Origin of the sequence: Klenkia terrae, from assembly GCF_900491935.1 — a bacterium.
Taxonomy (GTDB): Bacteria; Actinomycetota; Actinomycetes; order Mycobacteriales; family Geodermatophilaceae; genus Klenkia; species Klenkia terrae.
Genome location: NZ_UEXK01000004.1, coordinates 1,015,405 through 1,038,450, shown reverse-complemented (window position 1 = coordinate 1,038,450; position 23,046 = coordinate 1,015,405). Strand labels below are relative to the sequence as shown.

The 23,046-nt window shown below is 74.7% G+C and carries 22 protein-coding genes; 16 read left to right on the top strand and 6 right to left on the bottom strand.

Annotation, left to right across the window (positions count from 1 at the left end; genetic code table 11):
- Window positions 1-73: 73 nt before the first annotated feature.
- Complete coding sequence (locus tag LFA75_RS05350; RefSeq protein WP_225232654.1) at window positions 74-1,405, bottom strand: APC family permease; 1,332 nt, start codon at window positions 1,403-1,405, stop codon at window positions 74-76.
- Between the two features lie 155 nt (window positions 1,406-1,560).
- On the opposite strand from LFA75_RS05350, the gene LFA75_RS05345 reads away from it, so the two are divergent.
- Window positions 1,561-3,102: an adenylate/guanylate cyclase domain-containing protein gene (locus tag LFA75_RS05345; RefSeq protein ID WP_225232653.1), complete on the top strand. Its 1,542-nt coding sequence runs from the start codon at window positions 1,561-1,563 to the stop codon at window positions 3,100-3,102.
- Between the two features lie 12 nt (window positions 3,103-3,114).
- Here LFA75_RS05345 and LFA75_RS05340 read toward each other — a convergent pair whose 3' ends face one another.
- Both LFA75_RS05340 and LFA75_RS05335 read right to left on the bottom strand, forming a co-directional pair.
- Window positions 3,115-4,122, bottom strand: a complete 1,008-nt coding sequence (locus LFA75_RS05340) for a potassium channel family protein (RefSeq protein WP_225232652.1) — start codon at window positions 4,120-4,122, stop codon at window positions 3,115-3,117.
- Between the two features lie 67 nt (window positions 4,123-4,189).
- Window positions 4,190-5,896 carry a class I adenylate-forming enzyme family protein gene (locus LFA75_RS05335; protein WP_225232651.1) on the bottom strand — a complete coding sequence of 569 codons (1,707 nt, stop codon included), beginning with the start codon at window positions 5,894-5,896 and terminating at the stop codon, window positions 4,190-4,192.
- Window positions 5,897-5,960: 64 nt separating this feature from the next.
- Here LFA75_RS05335 and LFA75_RS05330 point away from each other — a divergent pair, with 64 nt between their 5' ends.
- From LFA75_RS05330 to LFA75_RS05315, 4 genes are all read left to right on the top strand, one after another.
- Window positions 5,961-6,815 carry a patatin-like phospholipase family protein gene (locus tag LFA75_RS05330; protein ID WP_225232650.1) on the top strand — a complete coding sequence of 285 codons (855 nt, stop codon included), beginning with the start codon at window positions 5,961-5,963 and terminating at the stop codon, window positions 6,813-6,815.
- A 78-nt stretch (window positions 6,816-6,893) separates the two neighbouring features.
- A complete protein-coding gene (locus LFA75_RS05325; RefSeq protein WP_225232649.1) occupies window positions 6,894-8,258 on the top strand; it encodes a sugar porter family MFS transporter in 1,365 nt (454 codons plus the stop codon).
- Between the two features lie 67 nt (window positions 8,259-8,325).
- Window positions 8,326-9,090: a crotonase/enoyl-CoA hydratase family protein gene (locus tag LFA75_RS05320; RefSeq protein WP_225232648.1), complete on the top strand. Its 765-nt coding sequence runs from the start codon at window positions 8,326-8,328 to the stop codon at window positions 9,088-9,090.
- Window positions 9,091-9,207: 117 nt separating this feature from the next.
- Window positions 9,208-10,089 (top strand): DUF559 domain-containing protein, encoded by an 882-nt coding sequence (locus LFA75_RS05315; protein WP_225232647.1) that lies wholly within the window; start codon window positions 9,208-9,210, stop codon window positions 10,087-10,089.
- A 47-nt stretch (window positions 10,090-10,136) separates the two neighbouring features.
- Here LFA75_RS05315 and LFA75_RS05310 read toward each other — a convergent pair whose 3' ends face one another.
- Window positions 10,137-11,711, bottom strand: coding sequence for a long-chain-fatty-acid--CoA ligase (locus LFA75_RS05310; RefSeq protein WP_225232646.1), 1,575 nt, complete (start codon window positions 11,709-11,711; stop codon window positions 10,137-10,139).
- A 102-nt stretch (window positions 11,712-11,813) separates the two neighbouring features.
- Between LFA75_RS05310 and LFA75_RS05305 the strand changes: the two genes are divergently transcribed.
- A complete protein-coding gene (locus LFA75_RS05305; RefSeq protein WP_225232645.1) occupies window positions 11,814-12,569 on the top strand; it encodes a 3-hydroxyacyl-CoA dehydrogenase in 756 nt (251 codons plus the stop codon).
- On the opposite strand, the gene LFA75_RS05300 is transcribed toward LFA75_RS05305, so the two are convergent.
- Complete coding sequence (locus LFA75_RS05300) at window positions 12,566-13,174, bottom strand: TetR/AcrR family transcriptional regulator (RefSeq protein ID WP_225232644.1); 609 nt, start codon at window positions 13,172-13,174, stop codon at window positions 12,566-12,568. The genes LFA75_RS05305 and LFA75_RS05300 overlap by 4 nt on opposite strands.
- 100 nt (window positions 13,175-13,274) lie before the next feature.
- Between LFA75_RS05300 and LFA75_RS05295 the strand changes: the two genes are divergently transcribed.
- Genes LFA75_RS05295 through LFA75_RS05270 form a run of 6 tightly spaced genes read left to right on the top strand, consistent with a single transcriptional unit; the run spans window position 13,275 to window position 19,992 of the window.
- Complete coding sequence (locus tag LFA75_RS05295) at window positions 13,275-14,519, top strand: acyl-CoA dehydrogenase family protein (RefSeq protein WP_225232643.1); 1,245 nt, start codon at window positions 13,275-13,277, stop codon at window positions 14,517-14,519.
- Window positions 14,516-15,493 carry an acyl-CoA dehydrogenase family protein gene (locus tag LFA75_RS05290; RefSeq protein ID WP_225232642.1) on the top strand — a complete coding sequence of 326 codons (978 nt, stop codon included), beginning with the start codon at window positions 14,516-14,518 and terminating at the stop codon, window positions 15,491-15,493. Before LFA75_RS05295 ends, LFA75_RS05290 begins: the two co-directional genes overlap by 4 nt.
- A complete protein-coding gene (locus LFA75_RS05285) occupies window positions 15,490-16,350 on the top strand; it encodes an enoyl-CoA hydratase-related protein (RefSeq protein WP_225232641.1) in 861 nt (286 codons plus the stop codon). The genes LFA75_RS05290 and LFA75_RS05285 overlap by 4 nt, the downstream gene beginning before the upstream one ends.
- Window positions 16,351-16,397: 47 nt before the next feature.
- The gene (locus tag LFA75_RS05280; protein ID WP_225232640.1) at window positions 16,398-16,919 is read left to right on the top strand and encodes a 2Fe-2S iron-sulfur cluster-binding protein; all 522 of its coding nucleotides are present in this window, start codon (window positions 16,398-16,400) and stop codon (window positions 16,917-16,919) included.
- A complete protein-coding gene (locus tag LFA75_RS05275; RefSeq protein WP_225232639.1) occupies window positions 16,916-17,926 on the top strand; it encodes an FAD binding domain-containing protein in 1,011 nt (336 codons plus the stop codon). Before LFA75_RS05280 ends, LFA75_RS05275 begins: the two co-directional genes overlap by 4 nt.
- The gene (locus LFA75_RS05270; RefSeq protein ID WP_225232638.1) at window positions 17,923-19,992 is read left to right on the top strand and encodes a xanthine dehydrogenase family protein molybdopterin-binding subunit; all 2,070 of its coding nucleotides are present in this window, start codon (window positions 17,923-17,925) and stop codon (window positions 19,990-19,992) included. Before LFA75_RS05275 ends, LFA75_RS05270 begins: the two co-directional genes overlap by 4 nt.
- Before the next feature lie 21 nt (window positions 19,993-20,013).
- Here LFA75_RS05270 and LFA75_RS05265 read toward each other — a convergent pair whose 3' ends face one another.
- Entirely contained in the window at window positions 20,014-20,496 is a 483-nt protein-coding gene (locus tag LFA75_RS05265; RefSeq protein ID WP_225232637.1) for a MarR family winged helix-turn-helix transcriptional regulator, read from the bottom strand.
- A gap of 89 nt (window positions 20,497-20,585) precedes the next feature.
- Between LFA75_RS05265 and LFA75_RS05260 the strand changes: the two genes are divergently transcribed.
- The 4 genes from LFA75_RS05260 to LFA75_RS05245 all read left to right on the top strand — a co-directional run bounded on the left by LFA75_RS05260 (window position 20,586) and on the right by LFA75_RS05245 (window position 22,920).
- Entirely contained in the window at window positions 20,586-21,140 is a 555-nt protein-coding gene (locus LFA75_RS05260; RefSeq protein WP_225232636.1) for a YceI family protein, read from the top strand.
- Between the two features lie 175 nt (window positions 21,141-21,315).
- Window positions 21,316-21,789, top strand: coding sequence for a MauE/DoxX family redox-associated membrane protein (locus tag LFA75_RS05255; RefSeq protein WP_225232635.1), 474 nt, complete (start codon window positions 21,316-21,318; stop codon window positions 21,787-21,789).
- Window positions 21,790-21,799: 10 nt separating this feature from the next.
- Complete coding sequence (locus tag LFA75_RS05250; RefSeq protein WP_225232634.1) at window positions 21,800-22,567, top strand: DsbA family protein; 768 nt, start codon at window positions 21,800-21,802, stop codon at window positions 22,565-22,567.
- Window positions 22,568-22,584: 17 nt separating this feature from the next.
- Window positions 22,585-22,920, top strand: coding sequence for a hypothetical protein (locus LFA75_RS05245; protein ID WP_225232633.1), 336 nt, complete (start codon window positions 22,585-22,587; stop codon window positions 22,918-22,920).
- The last annotated feature ends 126 nt before the right edge of the window (window positions 22,921-23,046 follow it).

Sequence of the window (23,046 nt, the reverse complement as noted above, 5' to 3'; positions counted from 1 at the left end):
CCTCGGCTGGGCGGCACCCGCGATCCTCGCCGGTGCGCGGCCCGCGGCCAACCCAGCTCGCCCGCCGATCACGTCACGTCCGGGCGGGCTGCTCGCTGCGCCGGCCGGCCAGCCGGGCCAGCAGGTACAGCCCGACCCCGACCAGCAGCATGATCCCGGCGCGCAGCCAGGTCCCCGCCTCCTGCTGCCACAGCAGCAGCACGCACGACCCGATCGCCAGGTAGGGCAGCACCACGGGGGCTCGGAAGTGGTCGTGCTCGACGGCGTCCCGGCGCAGCACCAGCACCGAGACGTTGGTGGAGAGGAAGACCAGCAGCAGCAGGAGGACGACGGTGGTCGCCAGCGTGGCCAGGTCCCCGGTCAGGGTGAGCCCGATGGCCACCACCGTGGTGGCCACGATCGCCACCCAGGGGGTGCGGCGGCGCGGCAGCACCCGGCCCAGCACCGGGGGCAGCAGCCGCTGCTCGGCGAGCCCGAACACCAGCCGGCTGGCCATGATCATGGTCAGCAGGGCGCCGTTGGCCACCGCGACCAGGGCGATCGCGCTGAACACCTGGTCGGGGAGTCCGACGCCGCTGGCCTGCACGACCGCCAGCAGCGGGCCGGACGACGCGGCCAGGTCGTCGGGCGCGAGCACCACGGAGGCGGCCAGCCCGACCAGCACGTACACCGCCCCGGCGGTCAGCAACGCCCCGAACAGGGCGCGCGGGAAGACCCGGCGGACGTCGCGCACCTCCTCGGCCAGGTTGGCCGAGGTCTCGAAGCCGACGAAGGAGTAGTAGGCGAGCACCGCGGCGGCCAGCACGGCCGAGCCGGCCGACACCCCGTCGGGGAACTCGGTGACCCGGCCGACGTCGCCGTCCCCGCGTCCGAGCACGACCGCGCCGAGGACGACGACCAGCACCAGGCCGGACACCTCGACGCAGGTCATGACCAGGTTGGCCCGCATGGACTCCTGGATGCCGCGGGCGTTGAGCAGCCCGACCAGCACCAGGAAGACCACCGCGGCGGGCACGGCGGGCACGTCGAGGAAGACGGGGAGGGAGTCCCCGCTGAACGCCAGCGCCAGGCCCGCGGCGCTGGGGACGCCGGCGGCGGGCATGCAGAACCCGACCAGGAACGACAGCAGCGGGACGCCGAAGGCCCGCTCGGCGAACACCGCCGCACCCCCGGCCCGCGGGTACTTGGTGACCAGCTCGGCGTAGGACGCCGCGGTCAGCAGCGCCAGCACCAGGGCCACCAGCAGCGGCAGCCAGACCGCCCCGCCCACCTCGCCGGCCACCTCGCCGACCAGGGCGTAGATGCCGGCCCCCAGCACGTCGCCGAGGATGAAGACGTAGAGGAGCTTGCCGCTGACGGCCTGCTTGAGCTGGGAACCGTCCTGGTTCCGGTCCGTGTCGGTCACCGAACCACCCTCCGCCCGGTGGCCGGTGCCGGCAAGCGCAGCCTCCCCCCGCAGGTGGGGGGCAGGGTGGCGCGGGCGCCCCGTGCCGTGCACCGTGGCGCGGTGCAGCGTGTCCCGGCGTCCCCCCGCTCGTTGGAGCAGCGCGTGGAGCCGTCGTGATCACCCGGGCCGTGCGCCGGCTGCTCGCGGTGCTGCTCCGGGTGGTCGTCCCCGGCATCCGCCGGGTGGTCCCCGCCGACCGGGTGGTCGCCCCGGGCATCGTGCTGCTGGTCGTCGCCGCCAACGTGGTGGGCGCCGGGGTGGTCACCCTGCTGCTGCTCGGGGTCAACGGCGGCTCGGACGCCGACTCGCCCACCGGGCGGCTGGTCACCGCGGTCGCCGGGGCGGGCTACCTGGTGCTGGCCATCCCGGTCGGCGTGCTGTGGGGGCTGCGCCAGCAGCGGCAGACCAACCGGTGGCTGTGGGCCGGGCGGGCACCGACCGCCGAGGAGGCGCTGGTCGCCCTCCGGCTGCCCGCCGACATCGGCCGGCTGGTGGCCGTGATCTGGGCGGTCGCCGCCGTGGGGCTGGGGGTCGTGGCGGCCGTGGTCTACCCCGAGCCGCTGGTGGGGCTGCGGATCGGGTTGTCCGTCGTCCTGGGCGGGGTGGTCACCGCCGGGGTCGGCTACCTGCTCGTCGCCCGCGCCGCCCGGCACGTGACCGCCCGGGCGCTGGCCGCCCACCCGCCGGACGAGCCGCGCACGCTCAGCGTCCGCCGGCGCCTGCTGCTGGCCTGGGGGCTGACCAGCGCGGTGCCCATGGTCGGTCTGATCCTGCTGGTGCTCGACCCGACCGGCCAGGGCACGCCCGGCCGATTCACCGCGCTGTTCCTGCCCGGCGTCAGCCTGGTGATCGGGCTGCTGGCCACCCTGCTCATCGCCCGCGCGGTCGGGTCGCCCCTGCGCGAGCTGCGCCGGGCGGTGCAGCGGATCGGCGACGGCGCCACCGACGTCCGGGTGGTCGTCGACGACGCGGGGGAGATCGGCCTGCTGCAGGCCGGGGTGAACTCGATGGCCGCCGGGCTGGCCGAGCGCGAGCGGCTGCGCGACCTGTTCGGCCGGCACGTCGGCGACACCGTGGCCGCCCAGGCGATGGAGCAGGGCGTCGAGCTGGGCGGCGAGACACGCACCGTGGCCGCGCTGTTCGTCGACGTCGCCGGCTCCACCGGGTTGGCCCAGCAGCTGGGACCGCAGGAGATGGTCGGGCTGCTCAACCGGTTCTTCGCCGTCGTGGTGGACGCGACGTCGGCGGAGGGCGGGCTGGTCAACAAGTTCGAGGGCGACGCCGCGCTGTGCGTGTTCGGTGCGCCGCGGACCCTGGACGACGCGGCCGGGGCGGCGCTGCGGGCCGCCCGCGCCATCTGCACCGCGGTCGGCGAGGCCGGCGAGGTCGAGGGGGGTGTCGGGGTGGCCTGGGGCGACGTCGTGGCCGGTCAGATCGGGGCGGACAGCCGCTCGGAGTACACCGTCATCGGCGACGCGGTGAACTCCGCGGCCCGGCTCACCGAGCTGGCCAAGGACCACACCGGGCGGGCGGTGGCCAGCGACGCGGCCGTGCAGGCGGCGGACCCGGCCGAGCGCGAGCACTGGGTGTGCGCCGACGAGGTCGTGCTGCGCGGGCGGTCCGAGCCGACCCGCACGTGGGTGCGGCGCGGCTAGGAGTGCGAGCAGCTAGGCGTGCGAGCGGACGACGACGAGGACGTCCTCGGACTGCAGGGTGCCGATCTTGGGGTCGTCGAAGCGCAGCGTGCGGCCGCCCCGGGTGACCGACAGGACGACGTCGCGCAGCTGGCGGGCGCCCATGCCGACCTCGGCGCTGGTGACCGTCCGCTGGGCGAGGTCCAGGCCGTGGCCCGACGTCAGCAGGTCCTCCACGACCGCGACCACCCGCGGGCTGTCGGTGGCCAGGCCCAGCAGTCGCCCCGAGGTGGACGACGAGGTGATCACCGAGTCGGCACCGGACTGCCGCAGCAGGCTGGCGTTCTCCTCCTCGCGCACGCTGGCCGTGATCGGCACGGTGGGGTTGAGCTGGCGCACGGTGAGGGTGATGAGGACGGCGGTGTCGTCGCGGTTGGCGGCCACCACCACCGCCCGGGCCTTCTCGATCGACGTCCGGCGCAGCACGTCGGCCCGTCCGGCGTCGCCGACGATGCCGGTGAAGCCCAGGGAGTTGGCCTCGTCGATCGCCGTCGGGCTCGGGTCGACGACGACGATCAGCTCCTTCTCGGTCCCGTTGGCCAGCAGCGCGCGGATGGCGCTGCGGCCCTTGGTGCCGTACCCGCACACGACGACGTGCTGGCGCACGGAGGACCTCCAACGACGGACCCGGAACTCCTCCCGGGAGCGCGCGGTGAGCGCCTCCAGGGTGGTCCCGATGAGGATGAGCAGGAACAGCACGCGCAGCGGGGTGATGATCAGGATGTTCACCAGCCGCGCGCCGGGGGTGATCGGCGTGATGTCGCCGTAGCCGGTGGTCGAGAGGCTGACCGTGGCGTAGTAGGTGGCATCCAGCAGCGACAGCTCGTCGCCGTTGTTGTCGCGGTAGCCCTCGCGGTCGAAGTAGACGATCAGCACGGTGGCCACCAGCACGACGGTGGCGATGACCACCCGCTTGCCGACCTGCCGGAACGGCGACTGCTCGGTGTGCGCGAGCTGCACACCGCCGTGGTCGGTCAGCACCGGTTCGTCACGGGCGTGACAGTAGTGAGCGGCGGGGTGCCCGGCTGCCCCGGACACCCCGGACGGGTCATCCCGCGGCGGCGCGCTCGCGGTCGGCCAGCACCCGCTTGAGCACCTTGCCCGCCGCCGACACCGGGATGGCGTCGGTGAACACGACGTCCCGCAGCCGCTTGTATGGCGTCACCCGGTCGTTGACCGCGGCCATCACGCTGGCCTCGGTGAGCGCGGCGCCGGCGTCGTCGGCCCGGCGGACCACGTAGGCGACCGGCAGCTCGCCGGCCATCGGGTCGGGCCGGCCCACGACGGCCGCACCCGCGACGCCCGGGACGCCGACCAGGATCTCCTCCAGCTCGCGGGGGAACACGTTGTAGCCCTTGTGCAGCAGCATGTCCTTGGTCCGGTCGACCACGGCCAGGTAGCCGTCCTCGTCGAGCACGCCGACGTCGCCGCTGTGGAACCAGCCCTCGGCGTCGATCGACAGCGCCGTGGCCTCCGGCCGGCCCGCGTAGCCGCGCATGACCTGCGGACCGCGGATGCAGATCTCCCCGCGCTCGCCGGCGGGCAGCGCGGCACCGCCCTCCAGCGGCCGGATGCTGATCTCGGTGTCGAAGACCGGCAGGCCCACGGTCCCGGCCTTGCGCAGCCCGCTGCGGGCGGCCGGGTTGCCGGTCGCCTGCATCGTCACCTCGGTCAGCCCGTAGCCCTCGCCGATGACGGCCTGCGGGAACAGCGCGGTCAGCCGCTCGATCAGCGGGACGGCCAGCGGTGCCGCCCCGCTGGACAACCCGCGCACGCTGGTCAGGTCGACCTCGGCGATGCCGGGCACCTGCAGCAGCGCGGCGAACACCGGCGGGGCACCGCCGATGCCGGTCACCCGGTGGGCGACCGCGTCGGCGACGTAGGCGACCGGGTCGAACCGGTCGTGGATGACCACCGTGGCGCCGCTGAGCACCTGGCCGTTGAGGTAGCCGATGACGCCCATGGCGTGGAACCACGGCGTCAGGTTGATCGCGCAGGCGGTGCCCAGCCGGACCGGGAACTCCTCGGGGCTGCTCACCTGGTCCAGGGTCAGGTCGCCCTCGGCGTCCAGCGCCGGCAGCGAGCCCGAGGCCCAGCAGCCCGACTGCAGCACGTTGGTGACGACCTGCCGGTGCGGGAGCTCCACGCCCTTGCTCACCCCGGTCGTGCCGCCGGTGTAGGCCAGGTGCGCCACGGCGGTCGCGACGTCCAGGTCGGCGTCCCGGTGGGCGTCGGCGGGGTCGGCGCGCAGCAGCTCGGCCAGGTCCACGCCGCCCTCGGGCAGCTCGACGGCGGCGTCGGGGTCGGCGATCTGCTGCGGCCCGGTGACCACGACGGTCTGCACCGCGGTGTCGGCCAGCGCGGCCCGGACGGCGGGCAGGCAGGCCTCCCAGGTGATCAGCGTCCGGGCACCGCTGTCGGCCAGCTGGTGGGCGAGCTCGGTGGGCGTGAGCAGCGGGTTGGTGGGGGAGAAGGTGGCCCCGGCCAGCAGCACGCCGTAGTAGACCGCCGGGTACTGCAGGCAGTTGGGCAGGTGGACGGCGACCACGTCCCCCCGGCCGACCCCGCGCTCGGCCAGCCCCGCGGCCACCGCGTGCGCCCGGCGACCCAGCTCGGTGAAGGTCAGCTCGACGCCGTGGTGGACGAAGGCCGTGCGGTCGCCCCAGCGACGGACGGCGGCGCGCAGCACGGAGCCGACCGGTACGGCCGGGTAGTCGAGGGTGCGGGGGAGCCCGGCGGGCCAGCGGTCGGTCACCCGGCCGATGGTGGCCCGGGTCACAGCGGTTGTCGAGCCCGGCCGGTGCCGCACACTGGCGCCCATGAGCGGTGGGCGGACGGCACTGGTCCTCGGCGGCGGCGGCATCACCGGGATCGCCTGGGAGATCGGGGTGGTGACCGGGCTGGGCGACGCCGGGGTCGACCTCCGGACGGCGGACCTGGTCGTCGGCACCTCGGCCGGCTCGGTGGTCGGTGCCCAGCTGCGCAGCGCGGCGTCCCGCGAGGAGCTGTACCGGGCCCAGCTCGGGCCCTCGGTCGAGACCGGCCCGCCCGCCGCGATGGGTCGCGGCACCCTGCTGCGCTTCGGGCTGGCGATGCTCCGGCACCGTCGCGACGAGCAGGCGTTCCGGGCCCGGCTCGGTGCGCTGGCGACCGCCGCGGCCGCCGCGGGCCGCACGCCCACCGAGGAGGCCCGGCGGGCCGCGATCACCGCCCGGCTGCCCAGCACCGAGTGGCCGCGGGAGCCGCTGACGATCACCGCGGTGGACGCCGCCACCGGCGCCTTCGAGACGTTCACCCGGGACTCCGGGGTCGACCTGGTCTCCGCGGTCGCCGCGAGCTGCGCGGTGCCCGGGGTCTACCCGCCGATCACGGTCGGCGGCCGCCGGTTCGTCGACGGCGGGGTCCGGTCGGTGGCCAACGTCGACCTGGCCGCCGGCTACGACCGGGTGGTGGTGCTGGCGCCGATCACCCGCGGCATCGGCCCGATGACGGGGGTCGACGAGCAGGTGGGCGGGTTGGGGGGCCGGGTGGTCGTCGTCCGCCCGGACGCCGGGTCCACGGCCGCGATCGGCAAGAACGTGCTGGACCCGGCCGCGCGGGCCCCCTCCGCGCAGGCCGGTCGGGCCCAGGCGGAGGCGGTGGCCGACCAGGTGCGCGAGGTCTGGACCGGCTGACCGCCTCGGGTAGCCGGACCGGCGGGGCAGGCGGATGATCACGACTGGTTGAGAGTTGCAACGAGACGGGGATCCCTGATGACCAGCAGCACCGAGGCCACGGCGGCCCACCGCCGGGCCGTCACGAAGGCCGCGTCGCTGACCGCGGTCGGCGGCATCCTGTTCGGCTACGACACCGGTGTCATCGGTGGCGTCCTGCCCAACATCAGCGACGACTTCACGCTGGACACCCCGTTCCTGCAGGGCACCGTGGTGTCGATCCTGCTGGTCGGGGCGGCGGTGGGGGCGCTGATCGCCGGCCGGGTGGCCGACACCCTGGGCCGGCGCCGGGCGATCATCGCGACGTCCGTCGTGTTCGTCGTGGGCCTGCTGCTGTCGATCGTCGCCCCGGCGTTCTGGGTGCTGCTGCTCTCGCGGTTCCTGATCGGCGTCGGCGTCGGGTCGGCGTCCTTCGTCGTCCCGGTGTACATCGGGGAGATCGCGCCCCCCGAGCGGCGCGGGGCCCTGGTCAGCCTCAACCAGCTGTCGGTGACCATCGGCATCCTGGTCTCCCAGCTGGTCGCCTACTTCCTCGCCGGCAGCGGCGACTGGCGGATCAGCGTGGGCCTGGCGCTGGCACCGGCCGTCGTCCTGGGCCTGGGCATGATCCGCGAGCCCGAGAGCCCGGCCTGGCTGGTCCGGCAGGGCCGCGACGACGAGGCGCGCGAGGTGCTCCGGACGCTGCGCGACTCCGAGGACGCGATCACCGAGGAGATCGACGACATCCGCGGCACCGCCACCGAGGAGGAGAAGGGCGCCAAGCGCTCGCTGCTCGCGCCCAAGCTGCGGCCGGCGCTGATCCTCGGCGTCACCCTGGCGATCGTCCAGCAGATCACCGGTGTGAACACCGTCATCTACTTCGCCCCGACCGTGCTGGAGAACGCCGGCCTGGGCTCGCAGGCCGCGCTGCTGGCGCTGCTGGTCGTCGGCCTGACCAACGTGGTCATGACGATCGTGGCGATCAAGGTCATCGACCGGGTCGGCCGGCGCGCCCTGCTGATCTGGGGCATGAGCGGCATGGTGCTGGGCCTGGCCGGGCTGGCCGTGGCGTTCCTGTTCGACATCGCCGGGGCGGGCGCGATCGCCACCACCGTGGTGCTGGCCTTCTACGTCGGGTCCTTCGCGGTCAGCCTGGGCCCGGTGGTCTGGTTGCTGATCAGCGAGATCTTCCCGCTGGCGGTGCGCGGGCGGGCCTCGTCGGTGGCCACCATGGCGAACTGGGTGGCCAACTTCGTGGTCGCGGTCAGCTACCTGTCGATCATCTCGGCCATCGGGGAGACCGCGACGTTCGGCGTCTACGCGGTCATCACCGTGCTGTCGCTGGTCTACGTGGTGAAGGCCGTGCCGGAGACGAAGAACCGGAGCCTGGCCGACATCGAGCGGGAGCTGTCCCCCTCCACCTGATCCGGCCCCGGGTCGGGGCTGACGGTCAGGGTTGACTGCCCGGCCCCGACCTGGCAGACATGCCGGCATGGCAGACACGGTGCTCGCAGAGGTGTCCGACGGCGTCGGCGTCATCACGCTCAACCGGCCGGAGGCGAAGAACGCCGTCGACCTGGCGACGACGCAGGCGCTGGCCGCCGTCGTCGACGAGTTCGACGCCCGGGACGACGTCGCCGTGCTGGTGCTCACCGGCGCCGGCGGCGTGTTCTGCGCCGGGATGGACCTCAAGGCCTTCTCCCGCGGCGAGCGTCCTTCCCTGCCCGGCCGCGGGTTCGCCGGGCTGACCGAGGCGCCGCCGGCCAAGCCGCTGATCGCCGCCGTCGAGGGCTGGGCGCTGGCCGGCGGCTTCGAGCTGGTGCTGGCCTGCGACCTGGTGGTGGCCTCCCGGGAGGCGCGCTTCGGCATCCCGGAGGTCAAGCGCTCGCTGGTCGCCGCCGGCGGCGGCGTGCTCCGGCTGCCCAAGACGCTGCCGTACCAGCGGGCGATGGAGCTGGCGCTGACCGGCGACCCGATGGGCGCCGAGGAGGCGCACCGGTTCGGCCTGGTCAACCAGCTCACCGAGCCCGGCGGCGCGCTGGCCGGGGCGCGTGAGCTCGCCGCCCGGATCGCGGTGAACGGCCCGCTGGCGATCAAGGCCACCAAGCAGCTGGTCGCCGGCGCCGTCCGCTGGACCGACCGCGACCTGCTCGACCACCAGGCCACCGTCGTCGACGCCGTCTTCACCTCCGCCGACGCCCAGGAGGGCGCCCGCGCCTTCGCCGAGAAGCGCCCCCCGGTCTGGCAGGGCAAGTAGCCGCCGAGTGACAGCTGAGCGCGGTCAACGCCCGGGTGCAGGCCGCGCTGAGCTGTCACTCGGTGGCCTGTCCACAGGCTCGACCTGCGCAGCGCGGCTCTCGGGCACGCTGCGGCGGTGCGTGCACCCCGTCGTCCGACCGCGCTGGTCGGCCGGTGGTTCCGGGGCAGCGACGTCGTCGCACGGGGGCTGCTGACCCCGGGCGAGCTGCGCAGCTCGGCCTGGCGCCGGGTCTTCCCCGACGTCTACGTCGATGCCACCTGCGCCGTCGACCACGCGCTGCTGGCCCGCATCGCGGCCACGACCCTGGTGCCGGGTGCGGTGGTGACGGGCGCGAGCGCGGCGGTGCTCTGGGGGCTGACCGACCTGGCCGGCGTCGACGACCCCGTGGAGCTGACGGTCGCGCCCGGGGTCCCACGTCCGAGCTGCGCCGGCGTCGTCGTCCGGCGGCGGTCGCTGCCGGCTGAGCAGGTGCTTCGGCGGGGCGCCGTCCTGGTGGCCACCCCGGAGGCGACCGCGCTGGAGCTCGCCACCCGGCTGGACCCGGTGGAGGCTGTTGTGCTGCTCGACCGGTGCGTCGCCGAACGCCTGACCAGCCTCGCCGCCCTGCGGGAGTCGGCGGCGGGCCTGACCGGTCGGGGGTGCCGACGGGCCCGCGCAGCCGTCGACCGGGCAGACGGCCTGGCCGGCTCACCGCAGGAGACCCGGCTGCGGATGGTGCTGCACGACTCGCACCTGCCGCGCCCGGTGGCCCAGTTCGAGGTCCGCGATGCCGGGCGGTTCCTCGGCCGGGTGGACTTCGCCTGGCCCGCGCACCGCATCGCCCTGGAGTACGAGGGCGCCTGGCACACCACGCAGATCGCGGCTGACCGCCGGCGCATCGAGGCTCTGCAGGCGGCCGGCTGGCGGGTGCTGTTCGTGACGGCGGCCGACCTCCACCGCCCGGCGATGCTGCTGGCCCGCATCGCGGCAGCGCTCACCGCGTCGAGTGACAGCTGAGCGTCGCTACGACGGCCCGTCAGCAGCGCTCAGCTGTCACTCGGTGGTCAGACGGCGGGGGCGGCGACGAGGTCGCCGGCGGAGTGCTCGGTGCGGAGCTGGGTCTTGAGCACCTTGCCGCTGGGGTTGCGGGGGAGGGCCCCCACGACCGAGTACTCCCGGGGGCACTTGTAGCGGGCCAGCCGCTGCCGGCACCAGGCGGAGAGCTCGGCGGCGGTGGGCGGCGCGGCCGGGTCGCGGGGCGCGACGACGGCCAGCGGCGCCTCGCCCCACCTGCTGTCCGGGACGCCGATCAGCGCCACCTCGGCCACCCCGGGGTGCGCGGCGAGGACGTCCTCCACCTCGGCGCAGTAGATGTTCTCGCCGCCGCTGATGATCATGTCCTTCTTGCGGTCGACGACGAAGTAGTAGCCGTCCTCGTCCTGCCGCACCAGGTCGCCGGAGTGGAACCAGCCCCCGGTGAACGCCTCGGCGGTGGCGTCCGGCTTGCCCCAGTACCCGCTCATCACCATCGGCGAGCGGTAGACGATCTCGCCGACCTCGCCCGGCGGCACGTCCTGCATCAGCTCGTCCACGACCCGGACCTCGACGTTGAGCATCGGCGTGCCCACCGACCCCAGCTTGCGGATCGAGTCCTCACCGCGCAGCAGCGTGGTCACCGGGCTGCACTCGGTCTGCCCGAACGCGGTCATCACCTCGGCCTGCGGGAAGGTGTCGATCAGCGTGCGCAGCAGCGTGGTCGACGCCGGCGCGGCGCCCCAGCTCACCCGGCGCAGGCAGGACAGGTCGCGCTCGGCGATCCCCGGGACGGCGACGACGGCGGCCCACATCGCCGGCACCAGGAAGATGCTGTTCACCCGCTCGCGCTCGATCAGGTCCAGGGTCGCCACCGGGTCGAACCCGCCCGAGCGCAGCACCACGTGGGTGCCGCCCAGCAGCAGCGGCGGCAGACCACCGGCCAGCCCGGCGATGTGGAACATCGGCGTGCCCGGCGCGTGCACCTTCTCCGTCGTCGGGTCCACGCCGTTGGTGACCACCTGGCTGAAGGCGTGCATCAGCAGGTTGCGGTGGGTCAGCACGGCGCCCTTGGGCCGCCCGGTCGTCCCCGACGTGTACATGATGAACGCGGGGCCGTTCTCGTCGACCTCGACGTCCAGCGGTTCCGCGGACGCCGCGGCGAGGGCCGCCTCGTACTCCTCCCCGACCTGCAGCACCGTGGCCACGCCCGGCGCCTGCGTGCGCGCCGCGGCCGCCACCTCGGCCATCGCCGCGTCGACGACCATCGCCACCGCGCCGCTGTCGGTCAGGGCGTAGGCGATCTCGTCGGCCACCAGCCGGAAGTTCACCGGGACGACGACCGCCCCCAGCCGCACGCCGGCCAGGTAGCTCTCCCACACCTCCGGCCCGTTCAGCGCCAGGACGGCGACCCGGTCGCCGGTGCGCACCCCCCGGTCGGCCAGCGCGTGCGCCAGCCGGGTGACCCGCTCGTCCAGCTCCGCGTAGGTCAGCCCGTGGCCGTCGAAGCGCAGGGCGACGGCGTCGGGGGTGGACCGGGCGTGCCGGCCGAGCTGGGAGCTCATGGTCATGCCGCGCCAACCGGTGTCGTGCCGGGTCTGCTGCACGCGGGCTCCCTGGGGCCGGGGGGATGTGTGGTCGGCGTCATGCTGGCCCCCGCCATCCATTACGGTCAACCCTGACTGCCACGCCCCGATCGAAGGAGAACCATGGACGTCACCGACGCCGTCGCCGTCGTCACCGGAGGTGCCTCCGGCCTCGGCCTGGCCACCGCCCGCCGCCTGCGGGACGCCGGAGCCCAGGTCGTGCTGCTGGACCTGCCCAGCTCGGCCGGCGAGGCCGTGGCCGCGGAGATCGGCGCGCACTTCTCCGCCGCCGACGTCACCTCGCCCGAGCAGGTCGAGGCGGCCCTGGACCTCGCCGTCGGGCTCGGCCCGCTGCGGGTCGCGGTGAACTGCGCCGGCATCGGCAACGGCATCAAGACCGCCGGCAAGAAGGGCGCCTTCCCGCTCGAGGCGTTCCAGAAGGTCATCCAGGTCAACCTGGTCGGCACCTTCAACGTCATCCGGCTCGCCGCCCAGCGGATGCTGGCCGTGGACCTGCTGGGCGAGGAGCGCGGCGTCATCGTCAACACCGCGTCGGTCGCGGCGTTCGACGGCCAGATCGGTCAGGCGGCCTACTCGGCGTCCAAGGGCGGCATCGTCGGCATGACCCTGCCGATCGCCCGCGACCTGGCCAGCGAGGCCATCCGGGTGGTCACCATCGCCCCCGGCCTGTTCAACACCCCGCTGCTGGCCGGGCTGCCCGAGGAGGCCAAGGCCTCCCTCGGCGCCCAGGTTCCGCACCCGGCCCGGCTCGGCGAGCCCGACGAGTACGGCGCGCTGGTCGCCCACGTGGTGGCCAACCCGATGCTCAACGGCGAGGTCATCCGGCTCGACGGCGCGATCCGGATGGCGCCCCGCTAGTCCTCGAGCAGCTCCCGGGCCATCGACTGCCACAGCGCTACGTGGGGGTCGGTGGCCGGCGGGCGGTCCTCGAACGCGTAGGCCATCGCCACCCCGCGCATCGAGGTGAACAGCAGCTCGGAGACCACCGGGTAGCGGGGGTGCGCGGTCACCTGCGGCCCCCAGATCCGGTCGGCCACGCCCCGGATCGCCACCCGCAGCCGGCGCTCCTGGGGCCGCAGCGCCGCCCGCAGCGCCTCGTCGGTGCGGGCGGCGTTCCACAGCTCCATGGCCGCCCAGAACGGCGGCTCGAAGAACGTCGCCCAGATCAGCTCGACGCACCGGTCGACGCGCTCGGCCTCGTCGGTGATGCCCGCGCCGACGGCGACGGCGTGGTCGGCGGCCTCGGTGAGCATGGTCTCGGCCAGGTGCGACGTGGCGGCGACCAGCAGTTCCTCCCGTGAGGGGAAGTGGTGCAGCAGCCGGCCGCGGGACACCCCCGCGCGGGCCTGCACGGCCAGCGTCGAGGCCCCGGCGTAGCCGTCGGACACCAGGCAGGCGACGGCGGCGTCGAGGATGAGGGCGCGGCTGTCGGCGCTCCGCTCGCTCCGGCTGCGGGTCTCCATCGGCGCAGTCTACGCCGCTGGCAGTCAGGGTTGACCGTTCCGTGACCCGACCGGAGGATGCGCAGGAGCACCACCACTCACCGAGGAGAGGTGTCCCGCCGTGGACTTCGACGACACACCGGACGAGGCCGCCTACCGCGCGCGCGTCCGCGACCTGCTGGCCGAGCACGCGGCCGACCTGGTGCACCTGGACGCCGGCGAGGAGGCCGCCGACCCCCGCGAGCAGGAGCAGGCGCTGCGCCGCACCCAGCGGGTGCTGGCCGACGCCGGGCTGGTCGGGGTGGCCTGGGCCGCCGAGCACGGCGGGCAGGCCGGCTCGCTGGCCCAGCAGGCGATCGTGGGCCAGGAGCTCGCCCGCGCCCGGGTGCCCAGCCTGATCAACCACATCGGGATCGGCATGTGCGGGCCGACGGTCATCGCGCACGGCACCCCCGAGCAGCACGAGAAGTACCTGGCCCGGCTGCTGCGCGCCGAGGACGTCTGGTGCCAGCTGTTCAGCGAGCCGGCCAGCGGTTCGGACCTCGCCGCGCTGCGCACCACCGCCGTCCGCGACGGCGAGGACTGGGTGGTCAACGGCCAGAAGGTCTGGACGACGCTCGCGCACGTCTCCGACTTCGGCATCCTGCTGACCCGCACCGACCCCGACCGGCCCAAGCACGGCGGGCTGACGATGTTCGTCGTCGACATGCACGCCCCGGGCGTCACCGTCCGCCCGCTGCGCCAGATGGGCGGGCAGTCGGACTTCAACGAGGTCTTCTTCGACGACGTCCGGATCCCGGACTCCGAGCGGCTGGGCGAGCCGGGCGAGGGCTGGCGGGTCGCGCTGACCACGCTGCTCAACGAGCGCGTGGCCGTCGGCGGCGGCGGCAACGACCTGGGCCTGTCGATCGAGTCGCTGGCCCGGCTGGCGGGGGAGAAGCTGCCCGGCCTGCCCGCCGAGCGGCAGGTGCTGGCCCGGCAGGCGGTCGGCCGGGCTGCGGTCGCCGCGCTGGCCAACCGGTACACCGGCTACCGCCGGCTGACCGCGATCAGCCAGGGCGGGCTGCCCGGCCCGGAGGCCAGCGCCGGCAAGCTCGCCGGCACCGCCGCGGCGAAGCTCGTCGCCGACGCCGGGGTCCGGCTGCTCGGTGACGACGCGGTCTTCGCCGCCGCACCCGGGGACGGCAGCGGGGAGGACGGCGCCGGCCGCTGGCAGCGCAACCAGGCGTGGCTGCCGGGCATCGCGATCGCCGGCGGCACCGACGAGGTGCTGCGCAACATCATCGGCGAGCGGGTGCTGGGCCTCCCGCCCGAGCCGCGCGAGGACAAGCACCGCCCCTTCAACGCCTCCGGGAGCACTCGGTGAACTTCGACCTCGACCAGGACCAGCTCGACGCAGCCGCCGGCGCGAAGCAGTTCTTCGGCGGCCAGGCGTCCCCGGCGCAGGCCCGCGCCGCGCTGGAGGACGGCCCGGTGGCGCCCGGGAGGAAGGCGCTGGCCGACATCGGGTTCACCGGGATCACGGTCGCTGAGTCCGCCGGCGGCGCGGGGGGTTCGCTGCTGGACCTCGCCGTCGTCGCCGAGCAGGCCGGCGCCGTCCTGGCCGGGCCGTCGTTGGTCACCGCCGCCCGCGCCGCCGTGCTGCTGGCCGACCAGCCGGAGCTGGCCGCGGCGCTGGCCGACGGGTCCCGCGCGTTCTGCGTCGTCGACGGCTCCACCCCGGCGCTGGACGCCGTCGGTGCCGACACCTTCCTGGCGCTGGTGGACGGTGCCCTGGTGGTGGGCGGCGGCGACGTGGTGACCGGCCGGCCGATGGACGCCACCCGCGGCCTGGGCGTCGTCACCCTGACCGACCCGCAGGTGCTCGTGCCCGACGCCGCCCGGCTGTGGGCTCGCGCCCGGGACGTCGCCCTGGTCGCGCTGGCCGCCGAGGACCTCGGCACCGCCGGGAAGGCCGTCGAGGTCGGCGTTGCCTACGCGAAGGAGCGGCACGCGTTCGGCCGGGCGATCGGGTCCTACCAGGCGGTGAAGCACTCGCTGGTCGACGCCTGGGTGGGCGTCGAGCAGCTGCGCTCGCTGGTCTGGTGGGCGGCCTGGGCCGCCGACGCGGCCCCCGACGAGCTGCCGCTGGCCGCCGCGGCGGCGAAGGCGTTCGCCGCCGAGACGCTGGAGCGCGCCGCCGAGACCTGCATCCAGGTGCACGGCGGCATCGGCTTCACCTGGGAGCACGACGCGCACCTCTACTGGCGGCGGGCCAAGGTCGACCGGCTGCTGCTGGGCGACGCCGCCGAGCACACCGACGTCGTCGCCGGGCTCGTCCTCGCGGGGGCCCTGGCATGAGGCAGTGGGAGCAGGTCAGCTGGGCCGTGGACGGCGGGGTCGGCACGCTGACCCTCGACCGGCCCGACCGGCGCAACGCCTACACCCCGCTGATGGCCCGCGAGCTCGGCGAGGTGGCCGCGGTCGCCGACGCCGACGACGCCGTCCGGGTGGTCGTGGTGACCGGCCGCGGCCGGGACTTCTGCGTGGGTGCCGACCTGCAGCGGGCCGGCACCTTCGACCGCAGCGCCCAGGCCGACGAGGCCGGCACCATCGACGGCGTCGCCCGCGACTGGGGCGGCATCGGCGCGCTGCCGTTCGCCGCGCTGCGCAAGCCGGTGATCGCCGCGGTCAACGGCGTCGCGGTCGGCATCGGGGCCACGATGATCCTGCCGATGGACATCCGGATCGCCGCGGAGTCCGCCCGGTTCGGCTACGTCTTCGCCCGCCGCGGGATCGTGCCCGAGGCCGCCTCGAGCTGGTTCCTGCCACGGGTGGTCGGGATCAGCCAGGCCATGGAGTGGGTGGCCACCGGCCGGGTCTTCGACGCAGCCGAGGCGCTGAGCGGGCGGCTGGTCTCCCGGGTGGTGCCGGACGCCGAGCTGCTGGACACCGCCTACGCCCTCGCCCACGAGATCGCCGACAACACCTCCGGGGTCTCGGTGGCGGTGTCCCGGCAGCTGCTGTGGTCGATGCTGTCGGCGGCCAGCCCGTGGGACGCGCACCGCGCGGAGTCCCGGGCGCTGGTGGAGCTGGGCAGCGGTCCGGACGCCGCGGAGGGCGTCGCCTCCTTCCTGGAGAAGCGCCCCGCGGCCTTCACCGCCCCGCTGGACGGCGTCGGGCTGGGCTGGCCGGCACCGCCGGCCGACCTGGCCTGAGGGTCCCCGCGGTTTCGGGCAGGGGGACGGCGGGGCACCACCGCTGCGTGGACACCCAGATCACCCTGCGGGTCGACGGGGCCGACCGGCCGCTCACCGTCGACACCCGCACCTCCTTGCTGGACGCGATGCGCGAGCGGCTGGGGGCGACGAGCGCCAAGAAGGGCTGCGACCACGGCCAGTGCGGCGCCTGCACCGTGCTGCTGGACGGCCGCCGGGTCAACAGCTGCCTGGTGCTGGCCGTCACCGCGGAGGGGCAGGAGGTGACGACGTCCGACGGGCTGGCCGCCGACGGCCCGCACCGGCTGCACGAGACGTTCGTCGACCACGACGCCTACCAGTGCGGCTACTGCACGCCCGGGCAGATCACCTCGGCCGCCGGGGTCCTGGCCGAGGCCGCGCAGGGCTGGCCGAGCGCGGTGACCGAGGACCTGGTCGCCGACCGGACCGACCTCACCGACGCCGAGATCCGCGAGCGGATGAGCGGCAACCTGTGCCGCTGCGCGGCGTACGCGAACATCGTCCCCGCGGTCGCCCAGGTCGCCGTCGAGCAGGGAGTGCGCGCGTGAGGGAGTTCCGCTACGAGAAGGCCATCGACCCGGCGGGGGCGGTGGCGCTGCTGACCGGGGAGCCCGAGGGGGCCTACCTGGGCGGGGGCACCAACCTGGTCGACCTCATGCGGCTGGGGGTGGCCACCCCGGACGTGCTCGTCGACGTCCGGCAGCTGACCTCCACCGAGGTCGAGGACCTGCCCGACGGCGGGCTGCGGATCGGGGCCGCGGTGCCCAACGCCGACCTGGCGGCCGAGCCCCGAGTGCGCGAGCGCTACCCGCTGCTGGCCCAGGCCCTGCTGGCCGGGGCGTCGGGGCAGCTGCGCAACCGGGCCACCACCGGGGGCAACCTGCTGCAGCGCACCCGCTGCACCTACTTCACCGACACCACGATGCCGTGCAACAAGCGCGACGCCGGCTCCGGCTGCGGCGCGGTCGAGGGCCTGCACCGCAACCTCGCCGTGCTGGGCGCCACCCACGAGGGCCCGACGTCCCCGCACACCTGCATCGCCACCCACCCGTCGGACATGGTGGTCGCGCTGCGGGCGCTGGACGCCTCGGTCCGGGTGCTGGGCGCCGACGGCGAGCGCACCGTGCCGATCGCCGAGCTGCACCGGCTGCCCGGCGACGACCCGGCGCGGGACACCACGCTGGCGCACGGCGAGCTGATCACCGCCATCGACGTCCCGGCGCTGCCGTGGGCCACCCGCTCGCGCTACCGCAAGGTCCGCGACCGGGCCTCCTACGCCTTCGCGCTGGTGTCCGTCGCCGCCGCCCTCGACCTCGACGGTTCGACCGTCCGCGACGTCCGGATCGCCCTGGGCGGGGTGGCGCACAAGCCGTGGCGGGCGACCGTCGCGGAGGACGCCCTGCGCGGCGGACCGGCCACCGAGGCCGCCTTCGCCGCAGCCGCAGAGGCCGAGCTGGCCGCCGCCGCGCCGCTCGCCGACAACGCGTTCAAGGTCCCGATGGCCACGAACATGATCACCCGCACCCTCGTCCAGCTCGCGGAGGCCCGCGCATGACCGCCACCACCGAGCGGGCCGTCGGCAGCGACGTCCGCCGGATCGACGGCCCGGCCAAGGTCCGCGGCCTGGCCCCCTACGCCTACGAGCACGAGGTCGACGGCTCGGCGGTGTTCGTCGCGCTGGTGCAGTCCACCGTGGCGAAGGGGCGGATCACCTCGATCGACGTCTCGGCCGCGCAGGCGGTGCCCGGGGTGCTCGCCGTCCTCACGCACGAGGACGCGCCGCGGCTGGGGGACGTCGCGGAGGAGCTCCTCGTCCTGCAGTCCGACCGCGTGCAGTACGCCGGCCAGCCGGTCGCCGTCGTGGTGGCCGAGACCTCCGAGGTCGCCCGGGACGCCGTCGGCCGGGTCGTGGTGCGCTACGACGCGCAGCGCCCGGACGTCGACCTGCGGGCCGACCGGGACGACCTGTACCCGCCGGAGAAGCTGATGGGCGGCTTCGAGACCGACTCGGTCATCGGCGACGTGGACGCCGCGCTGGCCGCCGCGCCGGTGTCGGTCGACGTCACCTACGAGACGCCGAACGAGCACAACAACCCGATCGAGATGCACGCGACGGTGGCCCGGTGGGACGGGGACGTGCTGCGGATGTGGGACGCCAACCAGGGCCCGCACAACCTGGTCCCGGTGATCACCGAGGCGTTCGGGATCACCGCCGACCAGCTGCACATCACCTCGCCCTACGTGGGCGGCGCGTTCGGGTCCAAGGCGTTCACCCACGTGCACCAGCTGATCGCCGGGATGGCCGCCAAGGTCACCGGCCGCACGGTGAAGGTGGAGCTGACCCGGCAGCAGATGTTCAGCCTGGTCGGCCACCGCACCCCGACCATCCAGCGGCTGCGGCTGGGCGCGCTGCCCGACGGCACCATGACCGCGATCAGCCACGAGGTCGTGGAGCACACCTCGCAGAACGCGGAGTTCGCCGAGCAGACGGCGACGGCGACCCGGTTGATGTACGCCGCGCCGGCCCGCCGGACGACGCACCGGCTGGCCAAGCTGGACGTGCCGGCGCCGACGATCATGCGGGCGCCGGGGGAGGCCCCGGGCATGTACGCCCTGGAGTCCGCGGTCGACGAGCTCGCCGAGGCCCTGGGCATGGACCCGGTGGAGCTCCGGCTGCGCAACGAGCCCGAGCGCGACCCCGAGCGCGACGTGCCGTGGAGCACCCGGAACCTGGTCGCCTGCCTGCGCCAGGGTGCGGAGCGGTTCGGCTGGGCCGACCGCGACCCGCGGCCCGGCGTCCGTGCGGACGGCCGGTGGCTGGTCGGCACCGGGGTCGCCGCGTCCACCTACCCGACCCGCCGCCGGCCCTCGCAGGCCCGGATCGAGGCCGTGCCCGGCAAGCCGTTCGTGGTCAGCATCGACGCCTCCGACATCGGGACCGGCGCCTGGACGGCGCTGACCCAGATCGCCGCCGACGCGCTCGGCGTGCCCATGGACGACGTCGACCTCCGGATCGGCGACAGCCGGCTGCCGAAGGCCTCGGGGGCGGGCGGCTCGACCGGGATCACCTCGTGGGGGCCGGCGATCATCGCCGCGGCGCAGGAGCTGCGCGACCGCGAGGTGCCGCCCGGCGGCCTGACGGTGACCGGGTCCTCCGGCCCGGGCGACGAGGCCGAGCAGTACTCCAGCCACGCCTTCGGTGCGCACTTCGCCGAGGTCCGGGTGGACCGGGACTCCGGCGAGGTCCGGGTGCCGCGGATGACCGCGGTCTTCGCGGCCGGCCGGATCATCAACCCGACCACCGCCCGCTCGCAGTTCCTCGGCGGCATGACGATGGGCCTGTCGATGGCGCTGCACGAGGAGGCGGTGCTCGACGCGACCCACGGCCACTACGCCAACCACGACCTCGCCGAGTACCACGTCGCCACGAACGCCGACGTCGGCGAGGTGGACATCAGCTGGGTCGACGAGGTCGACGAGCTGCACAACCCGCTGGGCGCCAAGGGCATCGGCGAGGTCGGCATCGTCGGGTCGGCGGCGGCGATCGGGAACGCCTACGCGCACGCCACCGGACGCCGGGTCCGGGACCTGCCGCTCACCCCGGACAAGTTCTTCCGCTGACCCCGGGGGCGGCGCCCGGGGTCAGCGCGTCGGGTCGAGGTGGGCCAGCAGGGTCTGGCCGATGTCCTCCAGCGCCGCGATCTGCGCCGGGCTGAGCTGGTCGAACAGGTGCGTGCGGACGCTCTCCACGTGCACCGGCGCGGCGTGCTCCAGGGCGGCGAACCCCTCGTCGGTGAGCACGGCGAGCTGGCCGCGGCCGTCGCTCTCGCACACCTGGCGCCGCACCCAGCCGCGTTCCTCCAGCCGGGACACCGCGTGCGAGAGCCGGCTGCGGGAGGACAGGCACCGCTCGGCGAGCTGGCTCATCCGCAGCGACCGGCCAGGGGTCTCCGAGAGCTGCACCATGATCTCGTAGTAGGCATGGGAGATGCCGGTCTCGCGGGTCAGCTCGCGGTCCAGGCGGTCCTGCAGCAGCTGGGTGCTGTAGAGCCAGGCCCGCCAGGCCTGCTGCTCCTCGGGGCTGAGCCAACGCGGCTGTGACGGAGCCGACACCTCTGCGGACATGCCCAGAAGGGTACTAGCGGAATGCTCAAGCCTTCAACTACGCTACGGTCCGGCGAAGCAGTCAAACGCTCAACGACTTGGAGACAGACATGACCAGCACGCAGATCCCCGGTTACCTGGCCGGCACCTGGGACATCGACGCCAGCCACTCGACGGTCGGGTTCTCCGTCCGCCACATGATGGTCAGCAAGGTCCGCGGGTACTTCACCAAGTTCGAGGGCACCCTCGTCACCGCCGAGGACCCGGCCGCCTCGACCGTCGAGGCCACGATCGACATGGACTCGATCGACACCCGCCAGGAGCAGCGCGACGCGCACATCAAGTCCGCCGACTTCTTCGACACCGGCAACCACACGGTCATGACCTTCCGCTCCACGTCGATCAAGCCCAAGGGCGACGACTGGACCGTCGAGGGCGACCTCACCATCAAGGGCATCACCAAGCCCACCACCCTGGACCTGGAGCTCAACGGCTTCGGCCCGGACGCCTACGGCGGCACGCGCGCCGGCTTCTCCGGCAAGACCACGATCTCCCGCAAGGAGTTCGGCGTGGACATCGACATGCCGATGGACGGCGGCGGCGTCGTCGTCGGCGACAAGATCTCCGTCGAGCTCGAGATCGAGGCCGTGCTCCGCGCGAGCTGAACCACCGCGGCGTCGACCTGACGCCGCCGCACGACCGACGAGGGCCCCGGGTGACCACACCCCGGGGCCCTCGCCGCGTCCGGACCGGCGCGTGCAGGCCCTGACCAGCAGGTCCTGGGCAGATCCGCAGCCGGTTCCCAGGAACTCCCGGGGGTCCGGCGACGACTGTGCTGTCGTGCGGTCCGACGAGGTGCGTCCCTGGCTGGCGCTGGCTGCCCGGCTGCTGCTGGGCGGCGTCCTGGTGGTGGCCGGGGCGCTCAAGGTGCCCGATCCCGCGGCGGCCGTCCGCGCCGTGCGGGCCTACCGGCTGCTGCCCGAGGGCCTGGTCGGCCCGGTCGCCTTCGGGTTGCCGGCGCTGGAGGTCGTCGTCGGCCTGGCCCTGCTGGCCGGCGTCCTCGTCCGGGCGTCGGCGGTCGCGGCCGCCGTGCTGATGGTGGTCTTCCTGGTCGGCATCGGCTCGGCCTGGGCGCGCGGCCTGCAGATCGACTGCGGCTGCTTCGGCGGCGGCGGCCAGGTCGACGCCGGCCAGACCGCCTACCCGGCCGAGGTGGCCCGGGACACCGCGCTGCTGCTGGTCGCCCTGGCCCTCGCCCGCTGGCCGCACTCCCGTCTCGCCCTCGCCCACCGTCTGGAGCCCGCCACACCATGAGCACGTCGAGATGAGCACGTCGAGCAAGAAGGAGACCGCCCGCCGGCGGATCGCCGCGAAGCGGGAGGCCGAGGCCGCCCAGCGCGCCGCCGAGCAGCGCCGCCGCCGGACGATCCTGGGCGGCTCGATCGCCGCCGCCGTGGTGGTGATCGCCGTCGTGGTCGCGATCGTCGTGCAGACCGCCCGGACGTCGACCGCCGCGGACGCGGCCGTGCCCAGCGGCACCGTGGCCGACGGCAACGGCTACACGTTCGCCGTCGGGCCGGACGACGCCCCGGTCACGGTGGACCTGTACGAGGACTACCAGTGCCCCAACTGCAGGGACTTCGAGGACGCCGCCGGCTCCACCCTGGAGGACCTGGTCACCGCCGGCACCGTGCGGATCGTCTACCACGGCATGGCCTTCCTGGACTCCTCGCGCAACGACGACTACTCCACCCGGGCCCTCAACGCCGCGGCCGTGGTCGCCTCCACCTCGGGCACCGACGTGCTCGAGCGGTTCCACGACCTGCTGTACGCCAACCAGCCCGACGAGGCCACCGGCAGCGGACTGACCGACGACCAGCTGATCTCCTACGCCGAGCAGGCCGGGGCGAGCGCGGAGGCCGTCGAGTCCGGCATCCGCGACCAGGTCTACGGCGGCTGGGTGGAGCGGGCCACCGACCAGGCCTCCAAGGACGGCGTGACCGGCACCCCGACGGTGTTCGTGGACGGCACCACGCTCACCGACCTGTCCGCCGACGGGCTGTCGGCCGCGGTCGCGGCGGCGACGTCCTGACGGGGGAGACTGGGTCCATGACGACGAGCACCCCGTCCCGCACGTCCCCGCTCACCTCGCTGCCCAGCGCGCTCCCGGTGGCCGTCGGGCTGGCGGCCGGGTTCGGCATCGCGCAGGGCACCGGCGTCCGGGCACTCGGCGGTCTGGTCTTCGTCGCCGGGGGCGTCGCGGCCGGGTGGCTGTGGCGCCGGCGCCGCGGCTGGGCCGTGACCGCCGGCCTGGCCGCGGTCTACCTGGTGGCGTTCGTGCTGGCCCACGTGCTGGCCATCGGCGTCGGCTGGCCGGCCTGGCTGGCCGTTGGCCTGGTCACCGTGGTCGCCGCGGGGATCAGCTACGGGGTCGCCGACAGGTGAGCCGGGGCGGGTCGCGCCTCCCCCCGAGGGGTGCGTGACAGCGCACACGCCGGGCATCCCCTCCGGAGCGCCTACCATGGGAGGGTCGCCGGTCGGCGACCCCGCGGCGTGCAGCGCTGCGAAACC